The organism is Paenibacillus sp. JNUCC 35 (assembly GCF_058269095.1).
The window spans coordinates 5007078-5026705 of record NZ_CM177771.1; the positions used below are offsets into that span (position 1 = coordinate 5007078).

The 19628-nt window shown below is 49.2% G+C and carries 14 protein-coding genes and 1 pseudogene; 5 read left to right on the top strand and 10 right to left on the bottom strand.

The annotated features are described in order from the left end of the window. Positions 1–15 precede the first annotated feature (15 nt). Together AC2TF6_RS22610 and AC2TF6_RS22615 are read right to left on the bottom strand one after the other, a co-directional pair. Positions 16–924 (bottom strand): carbohydrate ABC transporter permease, encoded by a 909-nt coding sequence (locus AC2TF6_RS22610; RefSeq protein WP_491308598.1) that lies wholly within the window; start codon positions 922–924, stop codon positions 16–18. A gap of 19 nt (positions 925–943) precedes the next feature. Next, the gene (locus AC2TF6_RS22615; RefSeq protein ID WP_491308599.1) at positions 944–1912 is read right to left on the bottom strand and encodes an ABC transporter permease; all 969 of its coding nucleotides are present in this window, start codon (positions 1910–1912) and stop codon (positions 944–946) included. Between the two features lie 344 nt (positions 1913–2256). Between AC2TF6_RS22615 and AC2TF6_RS22620 the strand changes: the two genes are divergently transcribed. Further along, on the top strand, positions 2257–3546 hold the full coding sequence (locus AC2TF6_RS22620; RefSeq protein WP_491308600.1) for an alpha-L-fucosidase: 1290 nt from the start codon (positions 2257–2259) through the stop codon (positions 3544–3546). Between the two features lie 109 nt (positions 3547–3655). After that, a complete protein-coding gene (locus AC2TF6_RS22625) occupies positions 3656–3841 on the top strand; it encodes a hypothetical protein (protein ID WP_491308601.1) in 186 nt (61 codons plus the stop codon). Between the two features lie 299 nt (positions 3842–4140). Here AC2TF6_RS22625 and AC2TF6_RS22630 read toward each other — a convergent pair whose 3' ends face one another. Beyond that, a complete protein-coding gene (locus AC2TF6_RS22630; RefSeq protein ID WP_491308602.1) occupies positions 4141–4764 on the bottom strand; it encodes an HAD-IA family hydrolase in 624 nt (207 codons plus the stop codon). A gap of 615 nt (positions 4765–5379) precedes the next feature. Here AC2TF6_RS22630 and AC2TF6_RS22635 point away from each other — a divergent pair. Genes AC2TF6_RS22635 through AC2TF6_RS22645 form a run of 3 tightly spaced genes read left to right on the top strand, consistent with a single transcriptional unit; the run spans position 5380 to position 9808 of the window. Continuing rightward, the gene (locus tag AC2TF6_RS22635) at positions 5380–6351 is read left to right on the top strand and encodes a formylglycine-generating enzyme family protein (protein WP_491308603.1); all 972 of its coding nucleotides are present in this window, start codon (positions 5380–5382) and stop codon (positions 6349–6351) included. A gap of 54 nt (positions 6352–6405) precedes the next feature. Next, positions 6406–8235, top strand: coding sequence for a sensor histidine kinase (locus AC2TF6_RS22640; RefSeq protein ID WP_491308604.1), 1830 nt, complete (start codon positions 6406–6408; stop codon positions 8233–8235). Then, positions 8228–9808, top strand: coding sequence for a response regulator transcription factor (locus AC2TF6_RS22645; RefSeq protein WP_491308605.1), 1581 nt, complete (start codon positions 8228–8230; stop codon positions 9806–9808). The genes AC2TF6_RS22640 and AC2TF6_RS22645 overlap by 8 nt, the downstream gene beginning before the upstream one ends. A gap of 86 nt (positions 9809–9894) precedes the next feature. Here the strand turns inward: AC2TF6_RS22645 and AC2TF6_RS22650 are convergent, their stop codons facing one another. From AC2TF6_RS22650 to AC2TF6_RS22680, 7 genes and pseudogenes are all read right to left on the bottom strand, one after another. Continuing rightward, the gene (locus AC2TF6_RS22650; RefSeq protein WP_491308606.1) at positions 9895–12954 is read right to left on the bottom strand and encodes an S-layer homology domain-containing protein; all 3060 of its coding nucleotides are present in this window, start codon (positions 12952–12954) and stop codon (positions 9895–9897) included. An 85-nt stretch (positions 12955–13039) separates the two neighbouring features. Next, complete coding sequence (locus AC2TF6_RS22655) at positions 13040–14539, bottom strand: sulfatase (RefSeq protein ID WP_491308607.1); 1500 nt, start codon at positions 14537–14539, stop codon at positions 13040–13042. Between the two features lie 25 nt (positions 14540–14564). Then, a complete protein-coding gene (locus AC2TF6_RS22660) occupies positions 14565–15428 on the bottom strand; it encodes a carbohydrate ABC transporter permease (protein WP_491308608.1) in 864 nt (287 codons plus the stop codon). Between the two features lie 19 nt (positions 15429–15447). Beyond that, entirely contained in the window at positions 15448–16365 is a 918-nt protein-coding gene (locus tag AC2TF6_RS22665; RefSeq protein WP_491308609.1) for a carbohydrate ABC transporter permease, read from the bottom strand. A gap of 95 nt (positions 16366–16460) precedes the next feature. After that, positions 16461–17765, bottom strand: coding sequence for an ABC transporter substrate-binding protein (locus AC2TF6_RS22670; protein WP_491308610.1), 1305 nt, complete (start codon positions 17763–17765; stop codon positions 16461–16463). Positions 17766–18134: 369 nt separating this feature from the next. Continuing rightward, positions 18135–18203 (bottom strand): annotated as a pseudogene (locus AC2TF6_RS22675) (transposase); the annotation flags it as partial. Between the two features lie 284 nt (positions 18204–18487). Continuing rightward, positions 18488–19582: a DUF3472 domain-containing protein gene (locus tag AC2TF6_RS22680; RefSeq protein ID WP_491308611.1), complete on the bottom strand. Its 1095-nt coding sequence runs from the start codon at positions 19580–19582 to the stop codon at positions 18488–18490. Positions 19583–19628: the final 46 nt, after the last annotated feature.

A 19628-nucleotide genomic window follows, 5' to 3' on the forward strand; every position in this document is an offset into this window, starting at 1 on the left:
TGGTGTATGGCAAGATCAGCCCTTGACGGAACCGATCATGACGCCTTGCACGAAATAGCGCTGCAGAAACGGGTAGATCGCAATAATCGGCAGCGTGGACACGATGATAACGGCATATTTGACAAGCGCCGCAATCTCGGCTTTATTGTTGAGCGCCGACGCCGTCGAGGCATCCAGCGAGCCGCCCGTCTGGGCCGACATCTCCTGAAGCACGAGAATCTGGCGCAAAATCAGCTGAAGCGGATACTTGGATTCTTCATGCAGGTAAATCAGCGCCGAGAAGTAGCTGTTCCAGTTGCCGACTCCGTAAAATAGCGCCATGACAGCCACGATGGGCATCGAAAGCGGCAGGATGATTTTCAGAAACATCCGCATATTCGTGCAGCCGTCGATCTGGGCCGCTTCTTGCAGTTCCTTCGGAATAGAGGTTTGAAAAAACGTCCTCGACACGATGATGTTCCAGATGGACGCCGCAGAAGGCAAAATGATCGCCCACATGCTGTTCATGAGCCCGAGGCCCTTGACGAGCAGGTACGTGGGCACAAGGCCGCCTCCGAAAAACATCGTCACCATAAACATGCCCATAAAAAAGTTGCGGCCCACAAAATCTTTGCGGCTGAGCGCATACGCCGCCGGAATCGTGACGAGCAGGTTAACGGCCGTCCCGACCACCGTATACAAAATCGTGTTGGCGTACCCCATCCAGATTTTCGTGTTGGCAAAAACGATCTGGTACCCTTCGAACGTGAGTCCTTTCGGGAACAGCCACATCTCGCCCGAGCCGACATACTTCGGATTGCTGATCGAAGCGCTCAAAATATAAACGAGGGGATAAGCCACAAGAATGAGGGCAATCGCGACATAGACATACGTGCTGATCAGGAACAGTTTATCCTGCGCCGTATCTTTAACGGTCGAGCTCATCCGGTTCCCTCCTTTCTGTTTACCATAAGCTGTTCTCGCTGGTACGGCGGACAATCTGGTTCACGGTCACCAGCAGCACGGCGCTTACAACGGAGTTGAACAATCCGACCGCCGCCGAGAAGCTGTACTGGGCGTTGACCAGGCCCGAACGGTAGACGAAGGTGGAAATGACATCCGACGCCTCCATGTTGAGCGGATTTTGCAGCAGCAGGATTTTCTCGAACCCGACCCCGAAGAGGCTTCCCATATTCAGAATGAGCAAAATGGTCATCGTCGGTACGATCGTCGGGATATTAATGTGCCGGATGCGCTGGAATCTCGAGGCGCCGTCGATAATGGCCGCTTCGTGCAGCTGCGGGTCCACACCGGACAAAGCCGCCAAGTAAATAATCGTTCCCCAGCCTGCGCTCTGCCACACGCCCGAGAACACATACATCGTTTTGAACCAGTTCGGGTCCGTCAAAATCTGCGGGGCCTCGAAGCCGAGCTTCTCGATCAGATGCACCAGAATCCCCGTAGACGGCGACAGGAACGTAATGATCATTCCGGCCATGACGACAACGGATATAAAATGAGGGGCGTACGTGACGGTCTGCACCATCCGTTTGAAAAATCCGTCCCGCACTTCGTTAAAAGCGAGCGCCAGAAGAATCGGAATCGGAAACCCGACGGCAAGATCGTACAAGCTGATGCTCAGCGTGTTCCACAAGAGATCCCAGAAATAATACGACTCGAAAAAATGGACGAAATGATCGAATCCGACCCAGGGGCTCCCCCATATTCCTTTGGTAGGAATAAAATTTTTGAAAGCGATCAGGATGCCGTACATGGGCCCGTAATGAAAAATAAGAAAGTAAAGGAACGCCGGGGCGATAAACACATACAGTTCCCAGTTTAAAACCATCCGTTTCCAGACCGGCTTCCTTTCTGTACCCGCTTTCGGGCGCCCCGCCGTGCCTGCCGTGCGGATGCTTGCTTTTGCCTGCATCGTATCACTCCTTTCCGTTTAGTTTTGGTAGCGTTTTCAAAAGTGTATCCCCCGGGGCGGGAGTCCGTAAATATGTCATTTTCAATCCCTACATCATTCGTGGCGGCCTGCTCCGTTAGGGAGTAAATTCGCGGTTTCCGGTATTTGGATAACAAAAAAGACATATTCTTGGCGGGATTCGCCCGCTTCGGGTCCCCTGAACGCAAAGATAACCAATCCTCCCCAAACAGGCGGTTGGTTATTCTTGTTCTCCGCAGACGCACGTCAAAAACCACATCAATCCAGCGCATGCGGAATGTGAGATACTGCTTAAGAATCGTTACGCGAAAAGGAGAGGATAACAGATGGTACAGCAGTGGTTCGAGGACGCGAAGCTGGGGATTTTCATTCATTACGGGATTTATGCGGTTAACGGAATCGCCGAGTCGTGGTCCTTCTACAACGGGCGCATTTCGTACGAGGATTATATGAAGCAGCTCGGCGGCTTTACGGCCCGGAACTTTGATGCGGACAAATGGGCGGATCTGATCGAGAAGTCCGGCGCAAAATATGCCGTTCTCACAACGAAGCATCACGACGGCGTCGCTTTGTGGGATACGCAGGCCAACGATCTAAATGTGGTCAAAAGCACGCCGGCCGGCCGGGACATCATCCGGGAATACGCCGATGCGGTGACCCGAAGAGGAATCCGGCTGGGCCTGTACTTCTCCCTGATCGACTGGTCCCATCCCGATTATCCCAGCGTCTACGAGGGCGGCAGAGTTCCCGAGGAGCCGGGTCGGACCAACCCCTTCTCAAATCCTCTGGACGGCGTTCAGGACGAAGAAAAATGGCAGCGCTTTCTGACGTTTAACAATGAACAACTGCGGGAGCTTCTGACGAATTACGGGAAAGTGGATCTGCTCTGGTTCGACGGGGATTGGGAACGGAGCGCCAAGCAGTGGAACCTGCCCGCTTTTAAAAACTACCTGCTCTCCTTCAATCCCGAGATCATGATCAATTCCCGTCTGCAGGGACACGGGGACTATAAAACCCCCGAGCAGGGGCTGCCGATTACGAGACCCGAGGGCCCCTGGGAGTTTTGCACGACGATCAACAGCTCCTGGGGCTACGTTCCGGACGACAACCATTATAAATCTCTGCATCAGATCATCCGGATGTTCTGCGACTGCATCTCCATGGGCGGAAATATGCTGCTCGATATCGGGCCCAAGGAAGACGGCACCGTCGATCCCCGGCAGGAGCAAATTTTGCTGGGCCTCGGAAGCTGGATCCGGACTCACGAAGAAGCCGTTTACGGAACACGGGAAGGCATTCTCACCCGCTATTATCTGGGGGGCAGCACGTTGTCCAAAGATAAAAAAACGCTCTATCTGTTCGTGTACGACGATCCGAAAGAATCGGTCTGCCTCAAAGGGCTTTCCAGCAAAATCCGCACGATTACCGTTCTGCATTCGGGCAAAGAGCTCACGTACGATATCCACGGGGGCGTGCCCTGGTTTCAGATACCCGGAACCACTTGGATTCATCTGACCCCGGAGGATACCCACGACTATGTAACCGTGCTGAAAATCGAACTGGAGGACGAACTGGACATGTACGGCGGTTCCGGGGCCGTGGTTACCCATAACTAGGCCGTGACAGCGGGGACCGGTAACGGCGGCCCCTTTCGGTGGCGGTTGGCCCTTCGGCAGCAGCGACATTTTCGGTAATGTGGGCACTTCGGCGGCGGTGACGCTTAGGATGATGGTAACGCTGTCGGTGATAGAGGCGGTTGCGGAGGCTGTAAGCCCAGCGGCTGGTGATGACCTGTTCTGCAGCGATAAGTCCTCTCGCCGCGCCGTACTCTTCGACAGCGATATGCCTCTCGGTAATGGTAATAACTTCGGTGGCGGTGGCGCCTTCCGCCGCGATAACCGCCTGCAATAGTCACAGCCCATTCCGTGGGGGCAACCCCGTCGCGAGCGGTAAAAGAAAACGCCTGATCTGCCGGAATTGGCAGATCAGGCGTTTTTATTCGGGCGTGCGTATCGAGTTTCGCTTAAATCCCGGTCTTCATCCGCTTCCATGCGGGCACCGTTGCGTTTGCACTCCCGCTACGCGGCTCCGTGTGCCCAGGCCGCTGCCGCCTCCGCTGCGGCGGAAGCATCCGCCTGTGCGGATTCGCCTCCGCAGCTCCGGGTCCGAGGCTTTGCCGGGAGATGCTTTCCCGCTTGTCCCGATAGGTTCTACCGCAAAACCGCCGCCAACTGCTCCGCCGTACGGCACACATAATCGGGGCCCGCGCCGGCCAGCAGCTCTTCGGAATCGAAGCCCCAGGTGACGGCAGCCGCTCTCACTCCGGCCCTCCGGCAGGCCTCGACGTCTCTCAGCTCGTCCCCCACGTAAATAATCCGGTCCGTGGGAAGCGAATGAGCGCGGAGCATGCTGCGGATCGCCTTGTCCTTGCCGAACAGATTCGTTGCCGAATGAACGAAATCGAACACATCCAGTCCGTGGATGTCAAGGAAATGCCGGATATTTTCGGCCGTATTGGAAGACAGGATGCCCATCGTTCGGCCCTGTTCTTTTAGCGCCAGAAGCAGCTCCTTCATGCCGTCTGCCGGCTGCAGGCTTACCGCCGCTTGTTTGTAGTTTCGTTTGGCTTCCAGCAGAAGAGCGGGCAGTTTAAAAAGCGGCACATGCAGCGCCTTTAGACGGTCCGGTACGGACAGGCCCGAAAGTCTGCCGATTTCGGCCTCTTCGATTCGCCTGCCCCCGAATTTGACCGCTAGTTCATTAAAAAGCTGAACCGCCAGCCCTTTGGAATCCACAATCGTCCCATCGAAATCAAAAATAAGAATCGGTTTCACGCCATGACACCTGCTTTCCCGTTTCGGATTTGCCTAGTCGGCCGGCAAAAAAACGCCACAGCCGCCGGAGCAGCTATGGCGCTTTTGCTTTAAGAGATTACCGTCAGAACTATTCAATTTACGATGTATCTCTATTAATGTTCTAAGAATGAGAATCATTAACTTAATAATATATAATTGTTGTCATTTAATAATCTCATCTTGCTCCATAATTATCAATCTCATCATGAATCGTTTTTTGATGGAATCCTCTTGAGTGAAAAATCTCCGAGTATCCATACAAGCTCATGAACAATATTCGACTAGTAACAATTAAAGCGACGGCGTAGACTGATCACCGTGACAACAATCGTGATTCCGTAAGAGCGAATTATTTTGTCGGTAAATTGCCAACTTAAATTCATAACGATCAAAACTACGCAGAAATATGTATTTTCACTATACATAAAGATGACGAAGGGCATAAATTAGCGAAAATAATTAATAGTTTATTCCGAAAAGATTTAAAGAATGCTATAGTGCTTTTATATACTAAAACGATTCGGTACGGATCGAAATTGACGCGTCTCTTCGGCTAGCCATGCCCTAACCAACCAGAAAGCGGTGACTATCATTATGGATTCCAATAAGCCATCATGCTGCTCGGCAAGCAGAAATACCAACCTTTTCAATCACCATCTCCCCATGAATGCCGCACAGTCTTTGAAAGTTGGCTCTTATCCCGGTAACAAAGAACAAATGATTTTATTGCCTGGCGGCAAATTTTTAATGGGAACAAACGATCAAGAAGGTTTTCCGGCTGATGGAGAGGGACCCGTTAGAGAGATTACGCTTAAACCCTTCTATATCGATCCTTGCACGGTAACGAATCGTGAATTCCAACAGTTTGCCGACGAAACCGGCTATAGGACGGAAGCGGAAATCTTCGGATGGTCTTTTGTATTTCAACTGTTTGTCTCCGAAGCTACAGCGATGACAGTGCAAAATCGCGTTCAGCAAGCACCATGGTGGTGGGCGGTAGAAGGAGCAGACTGGCGCCATCCTGACGGACCTGATTCCGGCATTGAAGACCGGTTGGATCATCCGGTTATTCATATCTCATGGAACGATGCAATGGCTTATTGCAATTGGGCAGGAAAGCGGTTACCCACTGAAGCGGAATGGGAGTTTGCCGCTCGAGGCGGCCTTGTGCAGAAGCGTTATCCCTGGGGAGACGAGCTTAAGCAGGGCGGACGGCATTTATGCAACATTTGGCAGGGAAAATTTCCAGTGAAAAATCATGCAAGCGACGGATATGCGGGCACAGCGCCTGCGCACTCCTTCGATCCAAACGGTTATGGCCTGTATAACGTCTCCGGCAATGTGTGGGAATGGTGTTCGGATTGGTTTAGCCCAACTTATCACATCCATGGTCCCAGGGATAATCCGGCAGGACCTCTGTCAGGAGATGCCAAGGTTCTGCGCGGCGGTTCCTACTTATGCCATAAATCATATTGCAACCGCTACCGTGTAGCGGCCCGCAGTCAAAATACACCGGACAGCTCGACAGGAAACATAGGATTTCGTTGCGCTGCTGACGCTGATTAAAAGATTTTAAGTAGGTTCTTTCTCTAAAAGAGAATATAATAAATGTATAATCAAATGCATCATGATTTAGGGATGGAAGCAGAGCCTATGTACAAAAAAATGTTTCCCAATAAAACGATGTTCAGCAAGCTTCTGATCACCTATATTCTGCTCAGCATCATTCCTGTAGCGTTAATCGGTCTCGTATCCTTCAAAATGTCCGAGAAGCTTCTTGATGCGCAGATCAGTAAATCCAATATCAATACTTTGGAACAAATCAACAAAAACATCAACGTGCTGATCGATCAAGTCAGTGCAATCGTCAATATTTACAATATGAATAACGAGTTGGAAGCTTTGCTGACCAAGCAGTACACGAACCCCTATGACCAGCTTCTCGATCAAGCCAAGGTTGAGAACAACATGCTGAGGTACTCCTTTGCGTTCGATTGGCTCAGTTTCCAGTCGTTTCTTATCGGAAACAACGGCTTAATCTATACCCAAAACTATGAAAATAATATTGTGGACCCGGAACGCTTACTGAATTTTCCGTTGAAGGACATACTCGCCCAAAACCCGGATAGAATCACCTGGCTAAGCACGCACAGAAGCTATTTAAAGAATCAAGAGGACTCCCAGGTATTTACCGCAGCCAAGCTGCTGCAGACCAACGCGCTGAATAAAAACTACGGTGTGTTCTTAATTAGCGTAAAAGAGCAAAATTTATATAATATTTATAAGAATCTGCTGCAAAACGGAAACGAAATCATGATTGTGGATCGTTCAAACCATATTATCTCTCATAGCGACAGGTCACGGGTCGGACAAATACTGAACGAGCCGTACGTACAGAAGCTGCTGGCAACAGAAGAGAATTATAAAATATCATCAACCATTCATAATCAAAAGTTTCTTACACTGTACAAAAAAATAGATCGCGTCGATTGGTACATCGTAGAAAACATCCCGATGAACAGCATCTTTCAAGATATCGACGCCTTGAAGCAAACCATTCTCATCGTGGCCTTTGTTTGCATTTTATTGTCTGTGGTCGCAGCATTCTTTATATCCCGCTCCATTTCATTGCCGATACGCAAGCTTTCCAGGCGCGTACAGAATTATTGGCTCCAAGGGACGGTCGAGCCTGATTATCCCGTCAATGAGGTTAAACTGTTAAACATTGAGTACGACAAAATGATCGAAAAGCTAGAAAAAACGATTAATGCTCTGGTCATTAACCAGGAAGAGAAGCGGATCGCCGAGCTGCAGGCTTTGCAGATGCAGATTAATCCGCATTTTTTGTATAATACTTTGAATTCCATTAAATGTCTGGTGTGGGTGAACAAAACGGAGTTGATTGAACCGACTATCCATGCGCTTGTAACTTTATTGGAACAAACGATCAACCGGAACGATGAATTCATCACCATTCAAGAAGAGCTCAACAATATCGAACAATATGTATACATCCAACAAATACGTACCGACGAAGCCATCACGCTCCGTTACAATATTGATCCTCAAATGCTGGATTGCACAATACCAAAACTCTTGTTGCAGCCCATTATCGAAAACGCTTTATTCCATGGTATCGAACCGAGCAAAGTACCCGGTATCATTAACGTATTCGGCTCCATCCATCAAGACAGTCTAAAAATCGAGATTATCGACAACGGAGTGGGCATGAATGAGGAAGAACTCGCCCGCGTATTCAATGAAACCGCTTCCCCTTCTTCCTCCCGCTTTAGCGGCATAGGCGTCCGGAACGTTCACGAGAGGTTAAAGCTAAACTTTGGACCCTCCTATGGCCTGACCATACACAGCCAGCCTGGCTTTGGTACTTCCGTCATCCTTACCTTGCCCAAACTTATGAAGAGCACGGAGGTTAAAGAGCACCATGTATAAAGTAATTATTGTGGATGATGAAAAGCTGCTTCGACAAGGCTTCATTCATATGGTGGACTGGTCCCAATACGGTTTTGAGATTATAGGAGAAGCATCTGACGGTCTGGAGGCTCTGGAGCTCGTTAACAAATATAGCCCGGATATTGTCGTTACCGACATTCGCATGCCTGGCATGGACGGAATTGAACTTACGCGCCGTTTAAGAAATGAACGCCCGGATATTCAAATTATTGTTTTAAGCAGCTACAACGATTTCGACTATGTAAAAGAGACTTTGCAGCTCGGGGCATCGGACTATATTTTGAAGCCCAAAATGCAGTACACGGATTTGGTTGCCGCTATGGATAAAGCAATGAACACGAAAACGGCAGCAGGGCATCTTGTCCTTCCGGTCAGGCAAAACCAGGCTTCAGAGAAGGCGTTTCTGAAAAATCTGATTACAACGCAATCACTTTCAACGGAAGCTGTTAAACAGCAATTGGATCACTATCAAATTCATCTGCAGGAAGAGTCCCTATGCTGCGTGTTGATCCAACTGGAGCCTCCAACCACCAACGATTCAACGGGAATCATGGAAGCCTTCGATTTCGATGAAGCCAAGGAAGCCATCGTAACAAGGCTGCAAAGCAAGCTCCCGGCCCTTGCTGGAAGCTGCTGCTTTTCACCGGGAGAAGGACAGTTAATCCTGCTCTGCAACATAGAAGCCGTGACTCCTGCCAATGCATGGATTGGGGATATCGCCCAACAGATCCCGGGTGTTCACAGAGGTGCTTATTGGGTTTTCGTCAGCGGCATTTTTTCCGGATTTGACGGCATCAGCGCGGCGTACGCACGGCTCCAGGCGCTAAGTCCTTACCGGTTTTACCAATCTCCGGGCTCATGCCTGTACGAGCAGGACTTTCTTCATCGGGTTGCGGCGCTGGACCTCACGCTTAAGCACTTTAATGAGTCGATCGAGAAGCTGGAGATTTCGGGACTATACGAGCGGTTGGAGGCCAGTGTAACCGCCAGACTTGCTGAAGTGTGCTACGTGGAGCCGTTTGCCGTTAAAAACGGCTTTATCGAAGCCTGCTACTATATCATTCACCATCTTGAAGAAATGAACGTTGAGATTCATGAACTGAACAGCCGAAAAATGATGTATTTCAAAAATTTGGAGAGAAGTCAAAACCTCGAGGAATGTTTACTGCATCTGCGAGGCGTCTTGGAGGATATTCAAAGCTTCGCTCAAGCCAGTAGAAACATGAATTACCATACTACCATTCAATCCATTGTGACATACATGCAATGCAATTATCATGAGGACATCTCCTTGCAGTCCGTTGCCGAGCAATTTCACTTGAACAAGAGCTATCTAAGCCAATTGTTCAAGCAGCAAACCAGCGAGAACTTCAACACCTACCTGGCGCAGATTCGCATTACCAAGGCCAAGGAACTGCTAAGACAGCCCGGCCATAACATCAATAAAGTTTGCGAAGCGACAGGCTTCACGAACCCGAGCTATTTTGGACAAGTTTTCAAAAAAATCGTCGGCATGAAGCCGTCCGAATACAGCAAACTATACACAAAATAAACCCAAGCCCTTTCAGGCATGACAAAGAGGAGCCGAATTTCTTCGGCTCCTCTTTGTCTATATTTCAGTTCCATTCACCTGCGATATTACTTGGAAGCAGTTTGCAGCATTCTCAGCACAGTAACGATAACCTCTGCTCTCGTCGCCTTTTCATTAGGCTCGAAGAGATTGCCGTTCTTGCCGTTTACGATTCCTTCGGCCGCTGCACTCGCTATAAACCCTTTGGCCCAGGAAGGGATAGCCGCATCATCCGCAAAGCTTGTCTGAACCGACTCTTGATTCGTCAGATTCATGGCCCGGCCGACCATCGTCACAATCTCTGCCCGAGTAATCGGCTGATCCGGCCTAAAGCTGTTGTCCTCATAACCCGATGTCCAACCGGCGTGAACAGCGCTGCTGACGCTATCCAGCGCCCAGCCCGGTATCTGATCGGCATCCGCGAAGTCAACTTTCGTCTTGCTTCCCGGCACATGCATGGCCCGTGACATCAGAGCGGTGAATTCCGCCCGGGTTATCGCGCGGTCAGGCTGGAAGGTGCCATCGCCGTAGCCGTTAATGATGCCCTTATCCGCGCCCTCTTTAATCTGCTTTTCGGCCCAATGGCCTTGAATATCTCCCCACTTGTTGCCGTCCGACGGTTTGCCGGCTTCTTGCTCCAGCGCAAATACGGCATATTTGGCAAAATGCTCGACCTGCGCAGTAATTTGATTGCCGCTAACGGTACCGCCTGCTTCCACCCATTTCTTGGCTGTTTCGTCATAGTAGAAAATAGATGCCTTATTGTCTGCCAGTAAAGCCGAATCTACCTGAAGCGTAAGAGCAACCGGATGCTTCAAATCTCCATTTACATTTTTCGACAATTCGAAAATCGGGCTTATCAGCTTCATCTTATCGGTTTTTAAGCTGTCCGTCCTATCCATTTTTTGAATGCTGATTTGAGCCGCCTCGTTCAAAGCTCCTTCAGGAATCTTAACCGATGCTTCATTCCCCAGGCTGACTTCCCCGGAACCTCCGGCAGCAATGGATACGCTGTTAGAATTCGGTGAAGATACGGCTGCTCCACCGCCGCCTTGACTCCCTTGGGAGTCGGAACCGCCGGATTTTAAAGGTGTAAACTTAAACGCGGTAAGCGAGTGAGCCGGGTACGTGTAATTGAAAGTGCTTGAGTTAATCGCAAGAGCGCTCGTATCAATGTCCACTTTATTCGGATTATCGTTCGTATTGATGTCTTCCAACTTCTCCGAGTTCAATGTCCACACTTCGGCCGATTGTGCCGTATACCCGGACAACTGCACAGCGGAAGTTACTGCATCCGTTGCATCCTGATTCAGAACGATCAGATACAGATCGTCGCCTGTTCTCGAAGCCACCGTCATCAACTTGTTGATATTTTGATCCTTGTTGTCAATGTTCACTGTCCTTACCGGATTATTTTCGATCGTGGACTTCACTTCGTTCGCGCCGCTCATATGCGTAAACATTTTGTACATGTAAGCGGAAGCTGACGGCAAGAAGGTGTAGGTATCAAAAAGCGCCATAGGCACAGCTGATTTGTTCTCGAACGTTCTATCAATGAGAGAGTGGCGCAATGCGTATTCCAAATCCATATCGATGAAGTGCATAAGCATATTCGCCGTTTGCAGAGTTGCTCCCAAAGATCCCTCATACAAAAGGGCGGTTTTGGTTACGCCATTCTCCTGATATGTCTTAAACTCAGGGTCGTGAGCGCCGTATTCCGTTACAATAGGTTTGATGTTGCGCCCCGATATCGTAGCGGAAGCGTGCTCGATCTCCTTCACTTCCTGCACTCTCGCTTCCGAATCCAGAATCGTAGCATAATGGTACTGAGGGACGTTATTCGGGTCATACGGAGTCTTAATGGATAAGTCCAGTGTCGGCTCCTTAACCAGTCCCGTGTAAGGATGAATGACAACCCCGTCATAAGGAACCGTATTGCCGAATGCAGCTATGGCATAACTCTGATCCATAGAGCTGTAGATCTTTATTGAAGGATCAACCGCTTTCATTTTGGTGTAGTATTCACCGATTCCGGCATGCGTGGTCTGATAGCTGACTTTGATTTCTGTACCGGCAGCAGGAATAGACCCGTTCGTGCCGTCGCCGAATTGAATGGCCCCGGTTGCGTAGTCCAGCTCATAAGAATTGGTTGCTCCTGCTGCGGAGATGTCGGGTACCTGAGTCCACTTCTGCCCTTGCCAGAGATCCATTTTGCCGGACGCCGGGTTGTACTCGCTATTGCCCACGGATACTTCTACCGCTGATCCAGCATCAATCGGAGCGTACTTGGCATACTTGACCTGGTTGGGCTGGCCATTGCTTTTGGAAGCGTCCGTAGGGTCGGCTTCTCTCCAGTCGTCAATTAGCCCCGTTTTCTGGAGGGTAAATTGCACTGTGCCTCCGTTGGCATACAAGTAGGCTGCTTTAAGATCGGCATTGCTGTTTAGAGCAAGCACGGCGGGATCTTGGGAAACGATTTGTCCAGCCATCCAATAAATTTGCCCGACAAAATTAATTTCATTACCCAGTTCAAACGTTTTGATATTATAAGGGGCCGGATGTCCATTCTCGGCACGCTTCATTGCCCATGGATGCGCGGCATCGGCGGGAGCGTTCAAATACTCGACCAGCTCAGCGGCATCTTGCGGGTTCCCGTTCCCTATATTATATACATAAGGCGTCAGGAACCCGTGGCTTTCGGAATAGCGCATAGCTTCATCCAGTCCGAAATTCGCTTTCTCCGGGCCGTTCCCTAAATAAGGGTTGACCTGATTGATTCTTTGTTCGACGGGGCCGATGGCACGCTTCCACCAAAACAGGTTGGCCGTAGTCCCGCCCGGATACCGGAGCGATTTTAGGCCGAGTTCGGATAAATTTTGGTCAAACTCGGAATACACGCTTTTCGTCACCGGATCCCACATGCCGACGCCATTGACGAAGTAGCGGTGATTCACGCCGAACAAACCAGGTTGAATGGCATGAAGGACATTGCCGGAGTCCACCGTTATTTTGGTGCCCGAGGCATCAGCAGCAGTTGCAGCATTAGGGGCTGTGACGCCTGCTCCGATCACGGATGCGCTCAACAACAAACTCATGAATCCGCTTACATTTTTCTTGAAAAATTTCATTGTTGACCTCCCACATATTTAATATTTATAGGAACGAAGGGTATGCCTCTTTTTGATGTCTCTTGTCGAGACATACCCTTCGATTCTATTGCAAACCTAGCCGCAAATACTGATCATCCGGCGAATCATGATCCTCCAACGCTTTGTGCAGCAGCTTGATCATCCTCCGCTCTATCTCCTCATCGTGAATCGGATGATTCTGTCCATAGTCGTCTATGTTATGGAAGAGCAGATTTTCCTGGATAAATGAGCCGTTGATATGGAAGGATTGGGTCTGGTCTTTCATTTGCACATTATCGCCCGGTATTTTGTACACAGGGAAATCTGTCCACTTCAAAAACGGTCCCATTTCGATTCGGCTCGGGTCGACAATATGATCCAGTCCGTAGTAATGTCCTATCGTTGTGGGCATTGCCGTGTACAGATGAATCGGTGAATTGTTTTCCCGGGACGATGCTCTAAAGTAGGTGTATTCTCCGTCTGTAACATTCACATTTTTCCCGAAATAGCCGTATAAAGCGCAGTCTCGGATAGTGGAAACTTCTCCGCGTATCAAAGGCAGCCATGATTTCCCATGCAGCTTGTTTCGGCAGCGGCTTGCGTCCACGCCAAAATGCTCCAGCAAGGTCGGGAAAACATCGATGTTCTGCGTCAAGGCATCAATTCGCTTCCCGGCATGCATGCTTCCGGGCATGTGCACCATGAGCGGTATATGGCAGATTTCGTTGTACGCCGGCATTATATTTTTGGCCATAAAGTTATGCTCGCCGAGCATATAGCCGTGATCGGAAGTAAAGATCAACAAGGTGTCCTCCCACATCCCCTGACGGTCCATGGCATCCAGCAGCTTGCCGACCCAGCGGTCCGTCATCGTCAGCAATGCGGCATACCGACTCCGTATATGCTTGAGTGCATCAGCGGGCACATTCACCCGTCCGTACTCCGGCCAATAGTAGGGCGGCCCCTTGTAATCGTCCCCGTAGGCTTCCAATTCGCTCTCCGGCAGGTCAAACGGCTCATGGGGGTCGAATGCCTCAACCCATAAGAGATAGTTGTCCGCCTCCCGGTTGTCCTCAAGCCAATTCAGAGCGGAGCGAATCGTTTTTGGCGAAGAATAGTCTTCCTCGGCGTGAAACATCGTTCTGTTGAGCGCGTATTGCGACATAAATTTGCCGATCTGCTCCGGTTTCTCCGGCTGATTGACCCTGGAAACCAAACAATCGAGCTCCTGGCCGCGGATAAAATCCCAAGTATTGAATTGTTGACAGTAATTCTCCCCGCCTACCCGGAAATAATGATAATGATCCGTTGCAATATGAGAAAATACGCCGTTATCCCGCAGCACCTGCGGCAACGTATGGTCAAATGGCTCTATCGGCCCCCAGTTGCGTTCAAGAAAACCGAGCCGTCCCGTCAGCATATCCCTCCGGGCAGGCATGCACGGCAGGGAACCTGACCAGTGGTTCGTGAAAACGGCGGATTTCTCCGCCAGCCTGTCCAGATTGGGCGTTGCCACGCCCGTTGCGCCATAAGCGCTGAGATAATGCCTGTTAACCGAATCCAGGAGCAATACGATTGCCTTCATCATGCTTTCTCCTTTATCTACGTAATTAGCCCTTTATTCCTGATGTGACAATACCTTGGACAAAGTATTTTTGCGTGAACAAAAACAGAATTAATAGCGGCAGGATAATGATAGTCGTCGCGGCCATCAGAAGGTTCCACTGTACTTGCGTCTCGTCCCGGAACATCGTCAATGCGAGCTGAACGGTTTTCATCTCATCCGCGTTAGTCACGATGAGTGGCCATGTGTACTCATTCCATGCTTGAGTAGCCTTCAAAGCAACAAGCGTCGCAAAGATCGGTTTGCTGACAGGCACGTAAATGTACATGAACGTCTGAAACCGGGTTAAACCGTCGATTTTCGCCGCATCATCCAATTCTTTCGGAAAGCCGAGATAAAACTGTCTGAACAGAAACACCCCGAAGGAGCCTGCAACGTAAGGAGCAATTAAGCCCATATACGAATTGATCCAGCCTAATCCGCCTTGTCCGAACATATCATTGCCGCCTGCAAAAGGAACATGCTTCAAAATCAAGAATACCGGGATCATTGTTACTTGAGGTGGAATCATTAAGCCGATCAGAGAGATCACGAACAAGATATCTCTGCCTTTAAAATTCAATCTGCCGAAGCTGTAGCCGGCAATCGAGTTAAGCACCAAACTTATAGCCACGGTAATAACCGTTACAAACAAAGAGTTAAAAAAATATCTCCCCCAGTTTCCCCTGCTCATAGCCTCGACATAATTGTGCCAGACCCATGTTTTAGGAAAGAAAATAAACTGCGGAGACATGATATCCCCCATCGTTTTCAGCGATGTGATTACCATCAATACAAAGGGGAAGATCATGAACAATGAAAAGATTAGTACAATGACAGAAAGCCCTATCCTTGTTTTTGAATTTTCCATGCTTCAACAACCACCTTATTTAATCAATGTCATTACCTTGTCCGTATTTGAAATTGACGATGGTAATAACCGCAATAATCGCCAGTAATACCGTGGCCATCGCCGATGAATAACCAAGCTGAAATTCGCCGAAGGCGCGGTTATAGATTTGATGAACAATTGTAGTCGTGGAATTCATGGGCCCGCCGTTGGTCAAAATTTTAATTTGTTCAAATACGTTGAAATTGTTGATCAAGCCTGTAATCAATAGAAAGAATGTGATCGGCTTCAACATGGGGACCGTGATGTAAAAAAACTTATGCAAGGAATTCGCGCCATCGACGGAAGCCGCTTCATATAAATCACGCGGAACCCCTTGCAATCCGGCCAAATAAATGACCATATTGTAGCCTACGAATTTCCATATGCCCATAATAATCAGGGCAACCATCGCCCAATTTGCGTCATAGAGCCATTGCTTCCCCTGGATTTGGAAAAAGCCCAGAACCGTGTTGGCTATCCCGCGCGACGGTTCGTAAATCCACAGCCAGATCATGGATACCGCGACCATCGAGGTTACGTGAGGCGTAAAAAATCCCGTTCTGAAAAAGGGAAGACCGACCAATTTGTTATTTAAGAGCACGGCAAAGATCAAACCGAGCGCCAATGTGAAAAAGAGCGTAAAAAAGGTATATATCACTGTGTTCTTGAGGGATATCCAGAAAAAAGTATCCGACAGTAACACCTTATAATTTTTGAATCCGATAAAATCCATTCTATTCATGTCATAATTCGTAAAGCTTAAATAAATGTTCATCAAAATGGGAAGCAGGACGAAGACGAATAGAAACAGATAAAACGGTGTGATTAACGCATATCCGATCGGATCATGATCTAGCCGCCGTTTCTTCGATTTTTGTCCTGCTGCCGCTTTATGTGAAACTGTGCTTGCATTCATCGTGTTTCTCCTCCCAGCCAAATATCCCGCTATCCTAAGAAGAAGGTTTGTAGAACTTATGACTTCTAAGCTTTACAAACCAGTCTATCTCTCATTTATTGGCTGATATTTTTCAATTCTTTTTCAACATTCTCTTGCGCATCCTTCAAGGCTTGTTCAGGCGTTTTCTTCATGCTTATTGCTTCCTCGTAAGACTGGATGATGTATTTGTTGTAGAGGGTTAACCAAGGAACAACCGGTTTTCCTTTTCCGTTTTTCACATAGTCCATGAGAACGCTGTTAAATGCCGGATCCACATCGGTAAATTGTTTTTCCAGGGATTTTTTCACTACCGGAATTTTCAAGTCCGTATAGCGCTTCCATACTTGATCGTTGGACATCATAAACTTGATGAATTCGAACGCTTCCTCTTTATGCTTGCTCGCATTTCCGATCGTAAATAGACGGTAACCGTTGAAACCGACTTTTTCTTCCTTCTTAAGCACAGGTACATAACCCAGCTTGTCCTTCAGATCCGGGTTGTTCTTGATGAGATTGCTAATGCCGCTTGTTTGTAAAAAGGACATGGCGGACTTGCCGCTTACAAACGGAATTTCATCTTTTTTCTGATAATTGTAAGGAATGCTGACTTTTTTATGATTCAGATCGACCAGAAACTTCAAGCCTTCTACCGCTTTACTGTCATTCAAAACCGGAACCCCTTGCTGCTCATCAATTAATTTAGCGCCATTTTGCCGTAAGAAGGGCTCAACAAATACGTCCGCGGAAGTAAGCGGAATGTCAAACCCGGCGCGTGTGACGTTGCCGTTGGAATCCCTTTTGGTCAGCTTCTCGGCGTAACTTTCCAATTCCTCCCAGGTAGCCGGAGGCTTGTTAGGGTCTAAGCCCGCTTCCTGGAAAAAGTCTTTACGGTAAGTCAGAATCTCCGGTGCAGGGAAAAAGCCCAGGCCCAGCGTTTTATCCTTATATTTGCCAGCCGTCAGCGCGCTTTCCATTACATCCCCTTTTTCATCCCACTTGGCGATGTACTCGTCCAACGGCGCGAAATCGCCTTTGGCCCCCCGGGACCCCATGAAAGCCAGGTACGCGGAGAAAACGTCGGGCATCGTGCCGCTAAGCTTGGCTGCGTTCAGCTTGGTGTCGATATCCTCCGCGGATGAAGGCAATACGGTAGTTTCGACCTGCACATTAGGGTGAAGTTTCTCGAATTCCTTTGCCGCATTGGTGAAATATTCATCATTCGCTTTATCCGCACCCGGAAACCAGAACGTCAGCTTTACCGGATCTTTACTGCTGCCTGTCTTGGCCGGCTCGGCTTCTTTGGAAGAACTGCAGCCTGCCAGAAGGCCTCCTAACATGACCGTACTAAGGGTTAATGCAGATACTTTCTTTAGATTCACTTTAAACAACCTCCCTTTTTACTTACCTGAAACCAAGATGTGATTTTTATCATTGTGATGCCTTGCCTCTTTATTATAGATAGCGCTTTCAGTCTGCAGAAGAAAAGAAATATAGGTAAATCCTTCACTTTTTCAGAAGTTTGACGTTATTCAACAGTCATTATCATTACCTGCAGTTTAAGAATATTAAAAAATGTATATAAATCATTAAAATATTTAGATTTTCCTTGTTGCAAAAGAATTGCATGAAAAAAAGGAGTACTCCTTCAAATTTCCCAAGGAATACCCCCACATCTTAGACTATTCAAAATCAAAATTCCAAATCGATCGTATGACCTCAAGATAACTATTAATAATCTGTTGGAATTAGCCATCGCGCCGCTGGTAGGGTTGAAACATTTGTGTTTGGAACTCACCATTACGATCTCGCGGGACCTTTCTCCAAGGGATTCATATTCTACTGGCCGTTGATTTTTAGGGCTTTTTGGGCTATATAACATGACCAAACACTAAATATTATTTTAAAATATATAAAAGCCTAGAAGAATCAAGCACTTGATTCTTCTAGGCTAATTATCTTTTGTCTCAATCATATACCCGAATTTGTCTCATTTATCGATCTTTCTCAATTATAACCGTTTCTCACATCCTTCGCGCCGGAACGTAATGCCCGCCCAACAGGGAAACGGCAGACAGCCGGGCGCCCGGACAGCCGGCAAGGATCAGGCTTTCACCGGAATCGTGATGGACTGCGTGCGGTCAAACAGATCGGTGATCGTCAGTTTGACGTAATACGTCCTGCCCGCCTTAAGGCTCACCGCGAGAGACTGCGTAACCGCCTCCGGCCTGACTTCCGTTTTGCCCGCAAGAGGGCTTCCCGCGAGGGCGGCATTGCCGTACACGGCAGCGGACACCTTAAACTGCGGAGAACTGGAAGCCGGCAGCTGCCAGTTTACGGTCAACTGGCCGTTCTTGTAAGCCGCGCCGGTTGAAGCCGCCACGATGCTGTCGTACGTGGGAGCGGCCGGCTGATTAACGGTTTTGACCGTGTTGCTCGCAATGGAGGGCGTTGTAGACCCGCCGGCCCGGAACCAGAAGTAATCGCCTGCGGCTCCCCCGTCCCAATTGCCCAGAGAGCTGTTGGTCGAAATTCGCTGGCTGGCCCACGAATTCCACGTGCCGTCCAGCTTCCGGTTGTAGCCGTTCTTGATCCGGCCTTCTCTCACGTTCTGAGCCGTCCCGTTCCAGTCTTCCTGGAACAGGCCCATTCCCCCGTGAAGGGACAATCCGGCGACCGGATGATCGAGAACGGCGATCAGCTTCCACTCGTTCTTCGCGGCATCCTTTACCCACTGTCCGAAGCACGTGCCCGTGCAGCCTTCGCTCCAGGTGCGCACAACCATGCGGTACCACTGGCCGGTTTGCCAGGCGTACGGCGTCATGACCTTCATGCCCGTGCCTTCTCCCCCGAACGGGGACAGCCTTCCGCCGGGCGTAACGTATTTGGCCGCGATCGGCAGGGTGGAATTGATCGGGTCCCAGATCGCAAAATGAACACGGCGCGGGGCGAAGCTGTTCCCGTCGTCCTGCTGGAAGCCGGCATACCCTCCCCCTTCGGCGCCCTGGTTCCAGTTCTGCGTGGCCCAGTACGTATAGGGAGTCGTCTTCACCGCCATCCAGTCGCTCATCACGATGTCCGACGGCGACGGATTGACCGGGTTCACATACACGTTATCCGCACTGGCCGCCATAACCGGACCGGCCGCGGACAACAGCATCATCAGCACAAGCACTTGCATGGCAATGAACTTCTTCATTAAAACAACCTCCTTTAATGAATGGATTCGAACTGCGCCGCTTCAT

Excerpts from the sequence above, each read along its gene's own strand:
- AC2TF6_RS22610 (WP_491308598.1), bottom strand. The coding sequence starts at position 924 with ATGAGCTCGACCGTTAAAGATACGGCGCAGGATAAACTGTTCCTGATC.
- AC2TF6_RS22615 (WP_491308599.1), bottom strand. The coding sequence starts at position 1,912 with ATGCAGGCAAAAGCAAGCATCCGCACGGCAGGCACGGCGGGGCGCCCG.
- AC2TF6_RS22620 (WP_491308600.1), top strand. The coding sequence starts at position 2,257 with ATGGTACAGCAGTGGTTCGAGGACGCGAAGCTGGGGATTTTCATTCAT.
- AC2TF6_RS22625 (WP_491308601.1), top strand. The coding sequence starts at position 3,656 with ATGATGGTAACGCTGTCGGTGATAGAGGCGGTTGCGGAGGCTGTAAGC.
- AC2TF6_RS22635 (WP_491308603.1), top strand. The coding sequence starts at position 5,380 with ATGGATTCCAATAAGCCATCATGCTGCTCGGCAAGCAGAAATACCAAC.
- AC2TF6_RS22640 (WP_491308604.1), top strand. The coding sequence starts at position 6,406 with ATGCATCATGATTTAGGGATGGAAGCAGAGCCTATGTACAAAAAAATG.
- AC2TF6_RS22645 (WP_491308605.1), top strand. The coding sequence starts at position 8,228 with ATGTATAAAGTAATTATTGTGGATGATGAAAAGCTGCTTCGACAAGGC.
- AC2TF6_RS22650 (WP_491308606.1), bottom strand. The coding sequence starts at position 12,954 with ATGAAATTTTTCAAGAAAAATGTAAGCGGATTCATGAGTTTGTTGTTG.
- AC2TF6_RS22655 (WP_491308607.1), bottom strand. The coding sequence starts at position 14,539 with ATGAAGGCAATCGTATTGCTCCTGGATTCGGTTAACAGGCATTATCTC.
- AC2TF6_RS22660 (WP_491308608.1), bottom strand. The coding sequence starts at position 15,428 with ATGGAAAATTCAAAAACAAGGATAGGGCTTTCTGTCATTGTACTAATC.
- AC2TF6_RS22665 (WP_491308609.1), bottom strand. The coding sequence starts at position 16,365 with ATGAATGCAAGCACAGTTTCACATAAAGCGGCAGCAGGACAAAAATCG.
- AC2TF6_RS22680 (WP_491308611.1), bottom strand. The coding sequence starts at position 19,582 with ATGAAGAAGTTCATTGCCATGCAAGTGCTTGTGCTGATGATGCTGTTG.